The sequence below is a fragment of the Lentibacillus sp. CBA3610 genome, from assembly GCF_013373365.1.
Lineage (GTDB): Bacteria > Bacillota > Bacilli > Bacillales > Amphibacillaceae > Lentibacillus.
Window position 1 is genome coordinate 2977075 of the sequence record NZ_CP035925.1, and the last position, 17766, is coordinate 2994840.

General features: G+C 44.0%; 17 protein-coding genes. 8 read left to right on the forward strand and 9 right to left on the reverse strand.

The features are described 5' to 3' along the window. The first annotated feature begins 115 nt into the window (after window positions 1-115). From Len3610_RS14545 to Len3610_RS14560, 4 genes are all read left to right on the forward strand, one after another. Window positions 116-811 carry a response regulator transcription factor gene (locus Len3610_RS14545; RefSeq protein ID WP_176448596.1) on the forward strand — a complete coding sequence of 232 codons (696 nt, stop codon included), beginning with the start codon at window positions 116-118 and terminating at the stop codon, window positions 809-811. Further along, window positions 804-1802, forward strand: a complete 999-nt coding sequence (locus tag Len3610_RS14550; protein ID WP_176448597.1) for a sensor histidine kinase — start codon at window positions 804-806, stop codon at window positions 1800-1802. The genes Len3610_RS14545 and Len3610_RS14550 overlap by 8 nt, the downstream gene beginning before the upstream one ends. Before the next feature lie 95 nt (window positions 1803-1897). Continuing rightward, window positions 1898-2656: an ABC transporter ATP-binding protein gene (locus Len3610_RS14555; RefSeq protein WP_176448598.1), complete on the forward strand. Its 759-nt coding sequence runs from the start codon at window positions 1898-1900 to the stop codon at window positions 2654-2656. Next, on the forward strand, window positions 2646-3944 hold the full coding sequence (locus Len3610_RS14560) for an FtsX-like permease family protein (protein ID WP_303699835.1): 1299 nt from the start codon (window positions 2646-2648) through the stop codon (window positions 3942-3944). Before Len3610_RS14555 ends, Len3610_RS14560 begins: the two co-directional genes overlap by 11 nt. 19 nt (window positions 3945-3963) lie before the next feature. Here the strand turns inward: Len3610_RS14560 and Len3610_RS14565 are convergent, their stop codons facing one another. The 3 genes from Len3610_RS14565 to Len3610_RS14575 all read right to left on the reverse strand — a co-directional run bounded on the left by Len3610_RS14565 (window position 3964) and on the right by Len3610_RS14575 (window position 5398). After that, entirely contained in the window at window positions 3964-4533 is a 570-nt protein-coding gene (locus Len3610_RS14565; RefSeq protein ID WP_176448599.1) for a DUF2812 domain-containing protein, read from the reverse strand. Next, window positions 4508-4837 carry a PadR family transcriptional regulator gene (locus Len3610_RS14570; RefSeq protein ID WP_176448600.1) on the reverse strand — a complete coding sequence of 110 codons (330 nt, stop codon included), beginning with the start codon at window positions 4835-4837 and terminating at the stop codon, window positions 4508-4510. Before Len3610_RS14570 ends, Len3610_RS14565 begins: the two co-directional genes overlap by 26 nt. 270 nt (window positions 4838-5107) lie before the next feature. Beyond that, a complete protein-coding gene (locus Len3610_RS14575; RefSeq protein WP_176448601.1) occupies window positions 5108-5398 on the reverse strand; it encodes a hypothetical protein in 291 nt (96 codons plus the stop codon). A gap of 189 nt (window positions 5399-5587) precedes the next feature. On the opposite strand from Len3610_RS14575, the gene Len3610_RS14580 reads away from it, so the two are divergent. Together Len3610_RS14580 and Len3610_RS14585 are read left to right on the forward strand one after the other, a co-directional pair. Further along, window positions 5588-7225, forward strand: coding sequence for a BCCT family transporter (locus tag Len3610_RS14580; RefSeq protein ID WP_176448602.1), 1638 nt, complete (start codon window positions 5588-5590; stop codon window positions 7223-7225). A gap of 51 nt (window positions 7226-7276) precedes the next feature. After that, window positions 7277-8689 carry a Na+/H+ antiporter NhaC family protein gene (locus tag Len3610_RS14585; RefSeq protein ID WP_176448603.1) on the forward strand — a complete coding sequence of 471 codons (1413 nt, stop codon included), beginning with the start codon at window positions 7277-7279 and terminating at the stop codon, window positions 8687-8689. A gap of 29 nt (window positions 8690-8718) precedes the next feature. On the opposite strand, the gene Len3610_RS14590 is transcribed toward Len3610_RS14585, so the two are convergent. The 6 genes from Len3610_RS14590 to Len3610_RS14615 all read right to left on the reverse strand — a co-directional run bounded on the left by Len3610_RS14590 (window position 8719) and on the right by Len3610_RS14615 (window position 15051). Continuing rightward, entirely contained in the window at window positions 8719-9372 is a 654-nt protein-coding gene (locus Len3610_RS14590) for a DUF421 domain-containing protein (protein WP_176448604.1), read from the reverse strand. Window positions 9373-9519: 147 nt separating this feature from the next. After that, the gene (locus Len3610_RS14595) at window positions 9520-10041 is read right to left on the reverse strand and encodes a hypothetical protein (protein ID WP_176448605.1); all 522 of its coding nucleotides are present in this window, start codon (window positions 10039-10041) and stop codon (window positions 9520-9522) included. 9 nt (window positions 10042-10050) lie between these two features. Further along, the gene (locus Len3610_RS14600; protein WP_176448606.1) at window positions 10051-11223 is read right to left on the reverse strand and encodes a ParM/StbA family protein; all 1173 of its coding nucleotides are present in this window, start codon (window positions 11221-11223) and stop codon (window positions 10051-10053) included. A gap of 306 nt (window positions 11224-11529) precedes the next feature. Beyond that, complete coding sequence (gene rlmN, locus Len3610_RS14605; RefSeq protein WP_176448607.1) at window positions 11530-12597, reverse strand: dual-specificity RNA methyltransferase RlmN; 1068 nt, start codon at window positions 12595-12597, stop codon at window positions 11530-11532. 166 nt (window positions 12598-12763) lie between these two features. Continuing rightward, entirely contained in the window at window positions 12764-14470 is a 1707-nt protein-coding gene (locus Len3610_RS14610) for a GMC family oxidoreductase N-terminal domain-containing protein (protein ID WP_176448608.1), read from the reverse strand. Further along, window positions 14467-15051, reverse strand: a complete 585-nt coding sequence (locus Len3610_RS14615) for a hypothetical protein (protein ID WP_176448609.1) — start codon at window positions 15049-15051, stop codon at window positions 14467-14469. Before Len3610_RS14615 ends, Len3610_RS14610 begins: the two co-directional genes overlap by 4 nt. A 286-nt stretch (window positions 15052-15337) precedes the next feature. Here Len3610_RS14615 and Len3610_RS14620 point away from each other — a divergent pair, with 286 nt between their 5' ends. Further along, a complete protein-coding gene (locus Len3610_RS14620) occupies window positions 15338-15955 on the forward strand; it encodes a hypothetical protein (RefSeq protein WP_176448610.1) in 618 nt (205 codons plus the stop codon). A gap of 3 nt (window positions 15956-15958) precedes the next feature. Then, a complete protein-coding gene (locus Len3610_RS14625) occupies window positions 15959-17668 on the forward strand; it encodes a GMC family oxidoreductase N-terminal domain-containing protein (protein ID WP_176448611.1) in 1710 nt (569 codons plus the stop codon). The last annotated feature ends 98 nt before the right edge of the window (window positions 17669-17766 follow it).

Genomic DNA, 17766 nt, shown 5'->3' on the forward strand with positions numbered 1-17766 from the left:
TATTGAAGAACAAAAGGTAACCATCACTTTTGCTACTACTACCACTGCATTATACACGATAAAACAGTTTCGCTACAATGGAACTAGAGAATGTTTCAAAAAGTGAGTGATTCCATTGTCCAACATTTTGCTAATTGAAGATGATACAAGCTTGTTTCAAGAAATAGAGGAACGCCTTTCCAGTTGGGATTATGAAGTATACGGTGTAAGTAGCTTTAATGAAATCATGCAAGATTTTACAAGCCTAAAACCAGATTTGGTTATTATTGATATACAATTGCCGAAATACGATGGTTTCCATTGGTGCCGGATGATTCGGACGCACTCCAATGTTCCCATTATCTTTTTATCTTCCCGCGATCATCCGACCGATATGGTCATGTCGATGCAGCTTGGCGCGGATGATTATGTTCAGAAGCCGTTCCACTTTGATGTATTGATTGCAAAAATACAAGCGATCCTCCGACGCGTTTATGATTACAACACGGACCAAATAGAACTGCGCACGTGGAATAGCGCGACGCTTGATTATGCCAAAAATACAGTAACCAATCAGAAAGGTACGATTGAGTTAACGAAAAATGAAATGTACATTCTGAAAGTTTTAATCGAGCGTAAAAACGAAATTGTCAGCCGCGAAGAAATCATCCAGAGGCTTTGGGATGACGAACGTTTCATTAGTGACAATACCTTGACCGTCAATGTGAACCGGCTGCGAAAGCGGTTGGATGAACTCGCATTAGGCCGTTTTATCGAGACAAAAGTCGGGCAAGGCTATCAGGCAAAAGAGGTGGCCCAACCAAATGATTAAAAAGTACTTAATCGAGCGATGCAGCTGGCTAATCCTATTTATCGGGCTACAACTGCTTACGATTTTTATTGCCCTGATCGACCCGAGTATCACCGTCCGTCCCGTGTTATATATTGTTTTTTTATCGACTGTTATCCTGGTTGTATTTGTCATCGTCCGCTATCAAAAGGAAACAGCATTTTACAAACAACTACGGGATAGCGATGACGACTTAACGGATATAAGAAAAGGAACGAGTCCGTTCGAAAAAATCGTTGAAGAACGACTTGATGAGCAAACGAAACAGTACAAAAATGAGCTCACGCAGCACCATATAAAATTGGAACAGGAAAAAGATGAGCTTTTATCGTGGATTCATGAAGTGAAAACACCATTAACCGCCATGCAGCTTATGATAGAACGCGTAGAAGATAAAAAGGTTAAAGAGCAATTAAAGTACGAATGGCTGCGAATGTACCTGCTTCTTGATCAGCAGCTGCATCAAAAGCGCATTCCTTTTATGGAAAACGACTTATATATCGAACAAACCAGCCTGGAACCATTGATTTTCCAAGAAATAAAAGCATTACAGTCCTGGTGTATGCGCAAAGGGATTGGCTTTGAGGTTTCTTTAGAAATAGAGGAGGTATTAACGGATGCCAAATGGCTTGCCTTCATTATTCGGCAGCTGTTAACCAACGCCATCAAATATACGGAAAGTGCTGATATTTCGATCACCAGCTATCGTGAACAACAGCACACAACGCTCGCCATCCAGGATCACGGCAGAGGTATTGATGTCAAAGACTTGCCGCGCATTCTTGACCGTGGTTTCACCTCGACGACTGCCCACCAGGACACCGCTTCATCTGGTATGGGGCTCTATTTGGTTAAAAATGCAATAAAGCCATTACACATCAAGATCGGTGTCCAATCCAATGTCGGAGAAGGCACAACATTTACATTAACATTCCCCAACAAAAATGAATTTGTTGCGATTACTGGCATGTGACAAGATTGTCACATGCCAGTATCATTTGTTCGGTGAATCGTAGGAAAAATGGATGGCATACGTTTATGATGGAAATAGTTTAAAGGAGTGAGGACATGATGTTACAAGCAATGAAAATTCATAAAAGCTTTGGAAACAAATTTAATAAACAAGAAGTCTTAAAAGGGATTGATATTAACGTCGATAAAGGCGAATTCGTCAGTATTATGGGGGCATCTGGTTCTGGAAAGACAACACTGCTTAATGTGCTTTCTTCCATTGACCGGGTAAACCGAGGAACGATCATCATTCAAGGACAGGAATTAACATCGATGAAAGATAAACAGCTCGCAACATTCCGTAAACATCATTTAGGATTTATTTTTCAGGAGTATAATTTGCTTGATACGCTGACCGTCAAGGAAAATATTTTACTGCCACTGTCCGTTAATAACGTATCGAAAAAAGAGGCGAACCAAACGTTTAAGGAAGTAACAGACGAGCTCGGCATCTATGACATCCGGAATAAGTATCCGAATGAGCTTTCCGGCGGACAAAAGCAGCGCACATCGGCAGCGCGTGCGTTCATCCACGAACCAAGCATTATTTTTGCAGATGAACCGACTGGGGCCCTTGACTCGAAATCAGCATCCGATTTATTAGATAAACTGAACAACTTAAATCACACACGGGACGCAACGATTGTTATGGTCACCCACGACCCGGTCGCTGCCAGCTATTCAGGACGGGTTGTTTTTATCAAAGACGGCCAAATGTATACCCAGCTCAATAAAGGTGATCAAACACGGCAGACCTTTTTAAAAGACATCATGACAACACAAGGTGTCCTGGGCGGTGTTTATAATGAGCATTAAACGTCTGATTTGGCAAAGTCTGAAGAAGAATATCCGGAGCTACTACCTGTACGTATTCGCCTTGACCTTTAGTGTGGCGCTATATTTTGCATTTGTCACGCTGCAGTTTGATCCGGCATTGGACACCATGTCGGGTACCGCAAAAGGATCAGCGGGAATTTACGCCGGATCAGTATTACTTATCGCCATTGTCACCGTATTTCTGTTATATGCCAACAACCTGTTTATTAAACGTAGAAGTAAAGAGATCGGTTTATTTCAGTTGATTGGTATGACAAAAGGCAAGATTTTTCGCATTTTGAGTATCGAAAATAGTGTCCTTTATGCCGGATCGATAGTCATTGGCATTTTTCTCGGTTTTGCTGGTTCGAAACTGATCAAACTTATTTTCTTCCAAATAACGGGGATTGATCAGGTTGCGGCATTAAATTTTTCAGCTAAAGCCACGGGACAGACGCTGCTTGTCTTTCTCATCATTTACCTGTTCATTATGGTCATGAACTATTTGTTTATAAACCGGCAGAGCGTTCTGTCCCTGTTTCAGATAAGGTCCAAATCAGAGAACGTGAAAAAAATGTCGATTATGCAGATACTGATCGGAATTATTGGTATTGGACTTATTATGACCGGATATTATTTATCCACGAAACTATTCAGTGGAGATATTGATAACCAGCTCTTTTTTGCGATGTTGAGTATTTTAGGTTCGGTTATCATTGGCACCTACTTGTTTTTCAAGGGATCGGTCAGCTTTATCCTGCAGCTAATTCGCAAATCGAAAGCCGGCTACTTATCGATTAACAATGTGCTATCCTTGTCGTCGATCATGTTCCGCATGAAGTCGAATGCTGTACTGTTGACGGTCATAACAACCGTTTCTGCTTTGGCAATCGGCTTATTATCGCTCACGTATATTTCCTATTATTCAATGGGAAAATCGGCCCAGCAGATAGCGCCTAATGACTTTTCCCTTACAGATGCAGATGATGCCGATAGTTTTATGGAAGAGTTGAATGCGGAACAAATCGGATATGAAGAAACGCGGATTGATTTTATAACTGTCCGTGCCGATATAACAGACGCTCTGGAATCGGCTCTGAGCAATTTTAATGGTGAACTGGAGAATACCAGGATAGTGGTCGTCAGTGACCAAGCAACAGCGGACATCAATGTTTCGCTGGATGAAGCGGCCCTTACCGGGGTCGGTGGTTCCATTTCGCAATTCCTTTCCTTTCAAGAGGAGGGCAACATAACCCTGTCCAGTCAAACCAGTACCATTTTACAATGACGGCGGACACCCTAGCATATTATTTTTCCTTTAACATTGAATACTTTCGATAAAACTTATAGAAATAGCTACCAAAGATAACAGCCAGAATTACGGGAGACAACTTCAATAGAACAAATGGTGTTTCAAATATAAATGCTTTCCAAAATAATACGCCATTCATACTCCAAAGACCTTCATGATATAATGGTCCCGAATCCGTGTATAGACCGAAAGACATAGCTAAAAACATGATACCCAACGAAAAAGAATAACCCATTAATCGTTTATAATAATTACCCTTTGATTGACAATCCGAAAAGATTTCACTTTGACCATCGTCTTTTTTTTGCCAATAGCGAGTCCCACCAAGCAAGGTGTCTGTTATATAATTCCAGCCGAAGTCTTCGTATATCCCTTTGTATTCTTCAAGCTTTGTCTTTGGTAAATATTCTTGATAATCAAGTCGCATAACATATCTCTTATTGGTTTTTTCGAAAGTATATATTCCTAATCCACTAATATTTGTACAACGATAACCTTTTTGTAATTGCTCGTTCAGCCATTGCTCTTCTTTTTCAATATCAAAAAATACCTTTACACTCTTCATTTGATTCACTTCCTTCATACAAGGATAAAATATGCACTAGCCTCTCTTGTTCCATGTTCAAAACGGCGCGTCCTTCTTCCGTAATTTTATATATTTTTCTCCGGCCTGACTTTCCGACAGGTTCAATCCAGCCATGTTTATTCAAGTTTTCATTTGCGCCGTATAATGTACCAGCTGCTAAAACAACGGTACCATTACTTAATTGTTCTATCTTCTGCATGACTGCATAGCCGTGGAGTGGCTCACGTAGAGCTAGTAAAATATAGTGCATGGTTTCAGACAACGGCAATAATTTATGTTTCATACTTTTTCCCTCTATTCGGCTTAACTATATAGTTTGACTTTATAAAAACATAATACAGTTCAACTGAATAGTCAACAGTATTTTTAAAATTCATCGAAGTAACATAAAGTAAAATCTTAATAACAAAGCAAAATTTAATCCAAAAAAGTCGATTTCTATTACGTAGGAAAATCGACTTCTTGTGCTAATCTTATGGAAATCCCCTTTAGACAAATTACATCTAAAGGGGGCGAAAGGATAATACGTTTTTATTAACTGTTCGATTTCATTTTAAATGTGAGCACCTTGACATGCGTGAAAAATAACGGGAGCAGGATCAGAAAAATCACCCGCTACTTTTGTAACATGCATGCAGCGGGGTTTCATTTGATCGGTGGCAGCTGATCGCCAAATCTCCAGCAGTCGGTCAACATAATTCGAAAATTTGCTGCTTACTAAAACATTCATACTCGGAACATTTTCAATTGCAAGATCATCCATAAAGTGATGGGCGAATTCAATCATCTCGTTTTCCGCCAAATTTTTCGTGCCCTCAATGGTAATAAAGTTTTCGCCATTCACGATTCACCTTAGAATAATTCGGTAATCTGTTCATAGCTCCCATAGAATCCTGCTCCCTTTCCGATGCTTTATCATACGTCCCCTGTTTATCGGGAATGCGGCTGAATGCCAATAATCCTCCAAACATACCAGATTCATGCATAGCCTCTCAACAAAAAGAAAAGCTAACCGGTAGAGAGGGTGAGAAAAATGAACAAGAATTTGATTGATTGGCCTACATTTATCGGTGCTTTATTTCTGCTCTTGGCTGTCTCCATCCCCTTGGCACTTTTCCCTGAAATAGGCAAGGAAGTCGTCAATATGGCCAATGATTTCATGACGGGGAATTTCGGTGTGATGTATTTGATTTTTGGTCTGGCCGCTTTTGCCTTTCTGATTTATGTTGCATTCAGCAAAAACGGTCATATCAAACTTGGTGATAAAGATGCTGAAAAAGAATTCGGCACGATATCATGGGCTGCCATGCTGTTTGCTGCAGGTATCGGTTCAAGTATCCTTTATTGGGCGATGATTGAGTGGGCATACTACTATCAGGGTCCGCCGTTTGGGATTGAAGGTGAATCGCAGGAAGCAGTCGATTGGGCATCGGCATACGGTATATTCCACTGGGGACCAATCGCCTGGGCCATCTATACATTGCCGGCTTTACCGATTGCTTATTTTTATTACGTTCGGAAAAAGCCTGTCCTGAAAATAAGTGAAGCTGTCAGACCTGTTCTCGGCCGATTAGTTGATACACCACTTGGCGTCGTGATTGATGTTTTGTTCATGTTTGGCCTGATGGGTGGTGCTGGAACGACGCTTGCGCTGGGAACGCCGATGATTGCAGAAGGGGTTCATGACATAACCGGGTTGCCGGTCAACCTGGGGATGCAAGCGGTTATTATGCTGATTTGCACAAGTATTTTTGCGATCAGTGCCTACTCCGGTTTGCGCCGTGGGATCAAGGTACTAAGTGATATTAACCTATGGCTGGCAATCTTTGTCCTCGCGTTCATCTTTCTGTTCGGACCAACGCTGTTCATCAGTGAAACCACATTCACAAGTCTCGGCCTCATTTTGGATAACTTTTTCAAAATGGCTACATGGCTTGAACCATATGCGAATGTTGGCGGTTTTACAGAATCAGGCTTTCCGGAATCATGGACCGTCTTTTATTGGGCATGGTGGCTTGTCTATGCACCTTTTGTCGGGCTGTTCGTTGCCCGTATTTCCCGAGGACGAACCATTCAGGAAATGATTTTCGGTACGATGGTGTATGGAACCATCGGCAGTGTTCTGTTTTTCGGGATAATGGGCAACTTCGGCTTACACCTGCAGTTAACCGGAAGTTTTGATGTGATCGGCTTTATGAATGAAAATGGTGCGCCAGCTGCAATTATTGCCATTATGAATCAGCTGCCAATGGCGGGTCTAATGGTATTGGTGTTTACTGTTCTGGCAATTATTTTCCTTGCGACAACATTTGATTCATCGTCGTACATTCTCTCTGCTGTAGTTCAAAAAGAAGTACAGTCTGAACCATTGCGCTGGAACCGCCTGTTTTGGGCGTTCACCTTATGCCTGATGCCACTGGTTCTCATGTTCATCGGTGATTTGCAGACATTGCAGACAGCGAGTATTGTAGCCGGCTTTCCGGTCCTGTTCATTATGGGTCTGTTAGCCTGGTCGTTTATGAAGGCATCCAACGAGGATATACGCGCTTCCAGGGACTATGAGCCGCCTACGATCCATATCAATCGACGCGAAATATTGGAACGGATGCGCAGCCGGAAAAAGAAACGTTCGGCACTTGAAGCATTGGAAGACAGAAATATTGATGATTAAACAGGCAGAGGCAAAGCATTGCCCCTGCCTGAATTGAAAGGGGGCGAATGGATGGATTGGCTTTCTCTCATTCCCTTTGTGATTGTAATCGGACTCTCGATCTGGCTAAAGAAAATTTTACCCGGACTTGTACTGGGTCTGCTCGTTGGCGGACTGCTGGTGGAGTTCAGTGTACTGGGCGGAACACAAAAAACAGTCGACTATATTGTGACAACTTTATCGGATGCCAACAATATCAAAATCATTGCCTTTCTTTATTTATTCGGCGGTCTGATCGGCATGATGCAAATTTCAGGCGGCATTAAAGGCTTTTCCGAATGGATCGGTGATAAAATTGATTCACAGCGCGGATTGCTCAGTCTGGTGTGGCTGACACTGCCGTTTACATTCATGATGCCAATGTTCCGGATTATGATGATTGGTCCGGTAGTGAAATCACTCATGAAAGATATGAGCATCTCCAAACGCAAGGTCGGGTTTACCATGGACGTATCGACAAGCTCGGTTATCGTCCTTTTACCTGTTGCAACAGCGTTTGTCGGTTTCATGGTTTCACTCGTGGAGAGCGGTGTCCAAAAATATAACATTGGCATGGATCCATACCAGATTTTCCTGCTCAGCATTCTGTTTAATTTTTTTGCCATTGTGATGCTCGTCATCGGACTTATTCGGACATTCTGGTCATCATCGGAAAAAGAGAGGTCCAAAAAGCAGACAGACGAGGAAAATAACGGTCATGACTACCATCGGGCCGGTATTGAAAAAGAGCTGTCGACAGTAAAATCCCAGCCATGGAATTTGATTGTTCCTCTATTTTTACTGTTGGGTCTGACATTGTTTCTTTTATGGCAGGATGGCGTGGCAAATGGGGCGGATACTTTTTTCGAGGCATTTTCGGAAGGCGACGCAACGTTTGTTATGCTGCTTGGCGTATTTGTGACATTGATTCTGACGTTTGTGTTTTATATGATTCGCCGGCAATCAATGGAAGAATCAATTTATCATTTTTATGATGGCGGCAATCAGCTCATGCAGGCAATTATATTGCTGATTCTTGTTTGGGCGTTGTCACTTGTCACAGAAGATCTTGGGTTTTCACAATTTATTAATGCCACACTCGGCTCATTCCTTCCCGGTTTTACGATACCAGCGATTGTATTTATCCTGGGAGCAATCGTCAGTTATTTTATCGGATCATCCTGGGGCACATGGGGAATCATTATGCCGCTCGGTATGGCACTGGCAGTCTCCACGGGGGCGTCAATTCCTTTGACAGTCGGTGCTGTATTTGCCAGTGGTTCATTCGGAGCCATGACCTCACCACTCGGGGATACGACGATTACCACTGCTTCTATTCTGGAAATGCCACTGGTCGATTATGCTCGCTATAAATTAAAAATCTGTGCTGTCGGTGCCGGGATAGCGGTGGCGATTTATCTTGCTGTCGGTTTCTTTTTTGTCTGATTGAATGTAGAACAGGAAACCCCCCGCCATTACTGCAAGTGTTTCGGCGAGGGGGTTTCCTGATTCTCTTCATCGATTTCTTTAAACATAGCCCGTTGCGTTTGCATTTGTGCAATCTGATTATTTAAATCGTTCAGTTGGGTTCTGAGCTGATTCATTTGTGAGTTGGCATTCAGTTGAGATAAGATTTCCTGAACATCTGATGACAACTGATTGAATTCCTTTTTCGTAGCGGGCTGGGCGTCACTTTTTAAAGTGAAGCCGACTTGTCCATTTGGTTCAAGCGTTGCCCATTCCACGTCATCAAGGCTTTGAACATTATTGATCCGCAAATTCATCTCCAGCTGGTCAACCGTCATACGCAGTTTTTTCAGGTTTTGTTCAATGATGTTGCCATTTTCGATGAGCACCTTTGATTTGCCGGTGATGATTTTTTCAAATATATTCCCTTTCACCTGGATATATTCCATAAAAAACAACGTGCCAACGAGAATTCCTCCAACAGCCAGTGTGACCCAGATATTTTCACCGGCAACGGGCTGGATGAGCAGGGACCCGATCCCAATCATGATAGCCGTTTGCGGGAGCGTCATTTGAGAGATCGATTTTCTGCCGGCAAGTCTCAGGAGAAATGTGCCGCCCAGAACAATGAGTACAGCTTTCCATATCCAGTCGAATTCCACTGTATCAAACTCCTTTCTACGGATAGTTTGATTGGAATACGTTATCTTATGCACGTCTCACAAGATTCAGCCGGTAACACTTTCTCGTCCTTTCTCACCAGAAAAAACTGCCCCGATAATAGCCTCAGGACAGTTATAATGGTTCCATTATTTATTCATTTTAGAGAAAAAATCTGCCAGCGGATCTTCATTCGGATCATCCGGTTCTTCATGGTTTGCATCATGTAAATTATCTAAATTATCAACGTCGACCGCATCCAAATCAGGCTTGGGTTCTGAAACAGCTTCTTCAGGTTTTGGTTCTTCATATGGCTCAGCTTCCATAGGCTGGTTGCCGTTCAACGTAGACATAATCGCTGTCGCCCGCATCGGATCCTGCAGCAGTTGATAAACGATTGTCCCAATCAGTGCTTCCGATTGTTCGTGTTTCAGCCAATTTTTTTGTTCCTTGGTAAGCTGACGGGGAAGCGGAATTGTGATCGTTTCGCGTTCCCGGGCAAATGTTTCATTGACACCGTTCAGAACATATTGGGCAATCTGACTGGAAAAGTTGCGGCGTTCGGTTTCTTTCAGTTTCTGCAGCTGTTTCAAAAGATAATCGGGTGTATCGGACGGAATGCGGAATGTAATCGACTGTCCGCGTTCAATACTTTTTTTAGATCCTTGCATGGTATCACCCTACTCTTCTTTCGTTGCGGCTGCTTCCTTTGCCTCGGCCTGGGTCTGTTTATTCACAACATCCATAATCAGCTTATAATAGGCATTGGCCATCATCCAAATGCTTTCTTGTTCGTCTTCAAAGAAATCAATGTTAAAGCCGTCCAATTTGTTATTAAGGGCTTTAATATAATCTTTCAGTACAGCTGATCCGCCCCCGACGAAATAGCAAATTTCCGACTGGGAATTTTTTTGCCAGACATTACGGAGATTCCGGTATTCCTTTTTGGCCAGTTCCAGCAAAACGCGGTCCGTGATATCATGGATGTTCGTCCGGCTGCCTTTGACCATAATGTGATGGCGGTCGTTTTTTCGTGTGATGATATCGACAACATCACGGCGGCTGTCCAGTTCCACACCATGCCTTGTCCTGATTTCATCGCGGATCTCTTCCAATGATTCAGCAACACCGAGTGGAAACCCCTGCGCTTTATCATCATCAACATTCCGGTTGCGGATAACGGCTATATCGGTTGACAGTCCGCCAATATCCTGAATCAAAATTTGCTTATCGATCAGTTCTTTATTAATCACGTTCAATTCATTATCCATAATCAGGTTCACGTATGCGGCAAAGCCTTCCGGGTATACCTTGACTTCATCAAATTTAATGTTCACTTTTTTGCCCTGATGTTGGGGTGTAACCAGGAATTCAATTTGGTGCACCGATCCGAGCAGATGTGAGCGATAGCCTACATCTTTCCCTTCCTTCACTTCTTTTAACGGTAGTCCGGTTCCAAGGGTGTAATTTGCATCGATTACACCATTCTTGCCTTTCTTAAAGGTATTACTGCTGACAGCGTCCAATGCAATTGATGCAAACAGCATAATTAATGTCTGGTCTTCCTCGGATTTGCTGCTTCCCTGGTCAAGTTCAGTGGAGTTATTCGTTTTCGTTGCCAGTGTGCCGACACGATACACCGCATTGTTCTCCTCAAGTGCAGGGGAGTGAACCCGGATGTGCAGGTTATCAATCGGATCTTTCTCATCCAGGTCTTCAATACCGATGACCGGCCTGTCCTCAATATCCTGTGCAATAACATTCGGTATGTAATAGGCATTTTCCATTTTGCCGAAATTTGCTTTGACGGCATCGTTTCCTACATCGACTGCTGCTATTCTTGAATCTTTCATATTATGATGCTCCTCTCGAGAAAAATAGATTTTATACTTTTTCTATTAAAGCCCCTTTACTAATAGGATAATCTTTTTCATCATAATACGCAATCAGACTTTTTTTGTATTCTTTTTTGTTTTCTTGTATACATTTATCGCACACGTTGTTATATCAGTTTGTGTACGTTTCTGTTTACTTGAATACAGTTTTGATCACTTTTGTGTACTTATTGTGTACATGTGTGCAATTTTGTGTATAAAAATTTCTCCTTCAGTGAATGTACAAATAAAAAAATACGCCCCCTTTTATGGGACGCATTTATCTTAAACAACATTTTCCTTTTTAACCTGCTTACTTCTCAGCTGGCCGCATGCTGCATCAATGTCCGCACCGTTTTCCCAGCGCACACCGCAGTTTAGGCCATTCTCTTTTAATGTTTCATAAAAAGCCTGAATGGTTGATGAATCACTGCGCTGATACTGGTCATGCTCACTGACTGTGTTGTATGGAATCAGATTCACATACGATAAGTGCCGCTTATCAGACAGCAGTTCAATCAGCTCTTCCGCATCTTCCTTATGATCGTTGACATCTTTGAGCATGATGTACTCGTATGTGATCCGGTGTTTTACATTCTCCAGATAATAATCAACGGCCTTCATCAACTTTTCAATCGGGAAGGCACGATTGATTTTCATGATTGATGTACGTAATGCATTATTTGGTGCGTGCAGCGAGATAGCCAGATTGACCTGTGTACCGGTATCCGCCCACTCATAAATTTTATGGGCAAGCCCGCTCGTTGATACCGTGATGTGTCTGGCTCCGATATTCAGCCCTGCATCGTCATTGACAACATTAATGAAATCCATCAGGTTGTTGAAATTATCAAACGGTTCACCGATTCCCATGACAACGATATGGCTGACGCGCTCATCCTCGTCCTTTATGTCCATATCTTTTTGCACATTCATGATCTGTTCAACGATTTCACCGCTATTCAAGTCGCGGTTTTTCCGCAGCAGTCCGCTCGCACAGAATGAACAGCCGATATTGCAGCCGACCTGCGTCGTGACACAAACGGAAGAACCGTAATTAAAACGCATCAATACGGTTTCAATCAAATTGCCATCAGACAATCTGAAAAGATACTTAATCGTACCGTCCTCAGATTCCTGCTTGATTTCCTCTTTCATCGTATGCAGGACAAAATTTTCCTCGAGCAGCGCAATCGTTTCTTTATTAACATTTTTCATCTGGGCAAATTCATTAATGCGTTTTTTATACAGCCAATTCCATACCTGGTCTGTACGGAAACGGCGCTGGCCTTGATTCGTAAGCCATTTTTCCAATTGGTCATATGTCAAAGCGTAAATGGATTTTTTGCTCATGTATCTCCCTCATTTCAGAACGTTCCGATGGTCTATTGTACTATAATAGTGGATCAAGAGCAATGTGGCAAGTGGAGCGTCTCTAATATAGAAAGGGGAAGATAAATCTTTTATTAACTATTTGTGTAAAGAGACGCCTCTAACATTCTAGGGGTCTCTCTTCAATCTAAAAATACTTCGCAGCCAACAGTTCCGCCGTTCGTGCAGCAAGCGCCTGTGTCGTCAACGTCGGATTTGGACCACCAAGCGAATTGTTATCAGCACTGTTATCGGCAACATAAAGCCGCTCCACCTGATAGGCTTCACATGATGGATCAACGACATGCCCCATTCGCATTGTGCTTTGCAGGTGGATGTAGTAATTCGCTGGCATATCCGCCCGGTGAACGCTGTTGGCACCTGCCTGCTGTAATATATCGGTGGCGATTTTGTTTAATTGTTCCCGTCTTTCTTTCGATTTTTTGGTTGGCTCATAGTGAACGCGTGGTACGGCGCCATGCTCATCCTGAATATGCGGGTCCAGTTCAACCCGGTTATGAAATGCTACCTCATCATCGGTAATGGCAGAAAGAGTGAGCGTCCGGCTGTAGCCCTCCATAGCATTGGCCAGTTCAGAACCGACAAGTCTGCCGCGCTGATCCCACATGTCTGAACCGTCGTGATGAAGGCTGTTATAGCCAAATTGACTGAATCCAAACACTTGCATAGCTGATAGCCCGGGACTCTCCCCGATATTTTCAATCATGCCGAGACCAGGATAATCAAGCCGTGCGCCTGAGGTATGCCCAACAAATGGATTCGTCGTGCGACTGCCGACAACCTCCATTAACGTTTCTTCATCAAAAGTCCCTGTTATCAAATCAAAGTAATGATTCGTCAAACCTCGGCCGACCCAAGGATTATATGGCAAATCAGAGTTCAGCCAAAGACGTGGCGTTTCAATAACCCCGCCCGCCATCACGACGACGTTCGCACGTAATTCCTCCATTTCACCTGTCCACGTATCCCGGATCCTGACGCCTGTCGCCCGCTGATTTCCACTGGCATTAAATTCTGTTAAAACCTTTGTCACAAATGTATTCGGCCTGAACGACACATTTCCGGTCTTCATTGCCAACGGTACATAGCTAACCGTTGTTGACCGTTTTGCCATTTTTTCAAGCGTCGGGCCATACGGGCACCCCTGACCACAATGACCGCTTAATGTACAGCCTTCCATATGGCTGATTTCTTCCATCGAATAGTTTGGATCCATTAAATGTTCATTCGGCGGCAAAATAGCATTTGGCTGCGGACGGTATCCGCTGGTCGTAACATCTAACGTTTTATTCAGAGAAAAACCGGCCTTTTCCGCCCCATAGTAAAAAAGTGCTTCCTTCGTAGTGGTTGGTGCAAATTCAACGGGTAATGTCGCTTCCACTTTTTCATAGTAGGGAACGAGGTCATCGTAATTAATCGGCCACTCATTATCAATCGCTTCCGGAAAAGCCCGTAGTGAGTTGGCATAGTAATGCAGAGTTCCCCCTCCAATGCCTGAACTTTGCCATAACAACGACCGATCAGGAACGTTCCGGTACCAGGGCGCGCGTCTCCTGTCAGCCGCGCCCCAACGGAATTTGCCGCTGACCAGATCATCCATATCATTTTCAAGTCTTGTTATCTGCTGGCGATAAAGTGACCCATCCAAATCACCTGGATCAGAGCTTTCTTTGGCAACACCGCGATTCTTATTGGGTTCAGGCCATTTTTTATTGCCGTACCAGGGGCCTGCTTCTAGAACCAGCACATTGATACCTGATTCGCCAAGCTCTTTGGCCACCACAGGTCCGCCAGCACCAGCTCCGATTACAATCACATCAGCATCTATTTTCATGTCTTCACCTCCGCCATAGTTATTAAAAAACCGCGGAAATCACGGTAACCTAAAGATACTCCTGGATAGCCAACCTGCTGCCAGCTCAGAGGGAACCATTCAAGGCAGCGATCTTCTGGAGGGCAGAGCCGCGTTGACCCATATGCCGACCATTCTGAATAATAACCAAACATGGAAAAGCGATTTAAGGCATCCGTGACATGTTTGACCATGCCGGCATTATTTTGAAACGGGGATGGTAATAAGTAAAGGTCGACTTCAAGGTTCTCGAGTGCGGATAACGTTCGAATGCGATCTTCCCGGGAAAGACACGAAAACATCCGTCCGCCGGGAAAAAGACTTTGCGAATAGGCTTGTGCCTGATGTGTCATCACAAGCTGTGTTGCAGCAGCGTCCAACATAATCGCTGTGGGGTAACTAAGCGGGATAGTAAAGTGATGTAGTTGCTGCTGAACCGATACGTAATGATCCAACGCATAGATGATGTAGTCATGAACCCCCATATCTGTATAAGGAAATCCATTCGCTTCCTGTACTGATGGTACTAAGGCATCTGTCAGCGCCTGAAAACTCGCATGCACATATTCGTGTGAATAGCTATTAAAACTTATGACGTTTCACCCCCCTCACATTTAACAAACTATTACTAACGTATTGTTCAGCTTCCTCTTATATGACCAGATTTCGAAAACTTTCCCTCCCGTTATTTTCAGAATGTATCGTTAAGAAAAATAAGAAATACATTTGGCCAAATAACATACAGGGGGCACTTAACGCATAGTATTTAAGGGTGTATATGTATCTAAATTATCTACGTTCTATCACCGTCCTATCGATGGTGATAAATTTTACTTCAGGAGGGATCATGTGAACCAAATGGAACACAAGCCATACGCCCAGCTGCCCCACAAAAAAGCCACCTTCATGGCGTTTGTCGACGCAGTCATTCCACCACCCTTGGGAGGCGTGTCTATTCAGCTGGATGACTACCTGGTGTGGATATTGGATCATCACATTTCGATGCAGGAAAAGTTGAGTGTCAAAACGGTCCTTTTATCAACGCCAGCAGCTGCGATGCTTGATGCATCCGCCACACAACTCATGGCACTCAAAGGTATGAAAACTTCGGCTGATTTGCCCACTTATCCTCAAGAAGGGGCATTTGCAGCGCTTTGGCCCAGTGACCGGTTTGAAGCCATTCGTTTATTGGAGACCCTTCAAATTGATTTGGAAGCCCTGCCCTCCCCGTACCGTAACAACGCCGACCTGGTCAAAAATATCGTGACATTTCTTCATCAAATGGCTATGTTTGGCTATTATTCAGAATGGTTTGCTTATGGTTCGACACGACTGGCTTATCCTGAAGATCGTGTGCTTGAAGGAAGATCCTTCACATGGGATTTGGTGGACTACCCTGGTGTTTCATACGGCTATCGTGCACTTCGGGGATTTCCGGTTGTCGAATTTACTGAAAAGGAGATATGATAAATGAGCAGAGATGCAGATGTGATCATCATTGGGGCCGGTGCTGGCGGTGCCGTTGCTGCCAAAGAGCTTAGTGAATTGGGAATCAACGTCCTTGTTCTGGAGGCAGGTCCTTGGTACGGCAATCGCCAATGGGAAAAACCGAACCAGTATCGTGGCCCTGTCAGCAGTTCAAATCCTGATGACTTGGACGTTAACCTTTTGCGGCAGCAATATACCCGATATGAACATACGATGAATGATATTGTTGCCGGACGCTTCCGCTGGGGTCCGGCAGATCGCCGCCGGCCGACATGGTACCGAAATATCCCGGAACAAGGAATGGCCTGGCAAAACGCCGGTGTCGGCGGGACAACACAACATTACTGGGCAAACTCACCACGTGCCTATAAAATGGCGATTGATGACGTCTGGCCGATTTCCTATCGGGAATTAATCCCCTACTATCAAAAAGTTGAAGATACACTGCCTGTCCGACCTGCCCCTGCCACACCAAAAGAAGAATTGTTTTACTACGGAGCCGAAAAAGCGGGCTGGTCCTTGCTTGATACCTTAAATCCTGTTTCGCCCGGCTACCGGCCACAGCCAAATGCCATTCTGCCCCCTAATGAACGGTTAATGGATCCTCATACGAGTCTATATGAATTATCCCACATGGAAGGCTGTACACTGGCCGGGCATTGCGTCAATGGCTGTCCATATGGGTCATCCATTGATAAAGTGGCCAAACGCTCAACCCACGTCAGTTATGTCCCTCAGGCACTCAGGACTGGGAATGTCGAAATCCGGCCCAATACATACACAACTAAAATTCTAACCGATCGTCATCCAAATGAAGGTATCATCGCCAACGGTGTCCAATTTCGGGATACATGGACAGGTGAAACCGGGGAATTGTACGCAAAAACCGTTGTCATGGCGGCAGGTTGTATCGAAAGTCCACGGCTGTGGCTTAATTCGGATCTGCCCCATAATGATTGGGTTGGTCGCGGTCTGACAACCCATTATTGGAATTGGGTAACCGGCGTCTTCGATGAAAAAGATCTTATGCGTATACTGGGGCAGAACCATGTTGATCCAAATGTCGGTCACACATCCGCTGCCCGATTGGACTATCCGGGACTTGGCGTTATCCAGCCATCCGGACTCAGCCCTGGTTTGTTTTCATCGTTAACGTTTGGGTTCAGCCAAAGCGGGGATGCCTCCCATAACAAGCTGTCACCTGACACTCCGTGGGATTTAGAGGGAAGGTTAACAGGAAATGAATTGCAAAAATGGATGGACAATTACCGAAATACGTTAAGCTTTTTAATCCTTGCCGATGACCAGCCACATAAACAAAACGGTGTCACGGTTGATCCTTTGATAAAAGATGAACATGGACCGGTGCCTGTCGTTCAATATAAAGCCAGCAAGCAAGATGCCATGAAACGATATGAGTTAGCCAGAATCACCACAGACATCTTGCGTAAAGCCGGAGCGAAGAAGGTGATCAGGACTAACTGGCCCGCAACCTTATTTGCCCATATGGAATCCACCATGCGAATGGGCTATGTTGCGGACAGCAATTGTGAAGCGTACCAGGTCAAGCGGCTGTTTATCGCTGACAACAGCGTCCACTATAATGGGATTGGCGGACCGAATCCCACGATGACGACACAAGCGTTGGCTACCAGAACAGCCGAAAAATTGGCGATGAAATATTTTGGCTGAAGCACTGCTGCTTGGATCGGAGAGCTATTTCACTTGCTTGCTTCACGCCTCTTTATTTAACGACAATTGTATTCCATATTAAAAGGGGTTACGCCGCA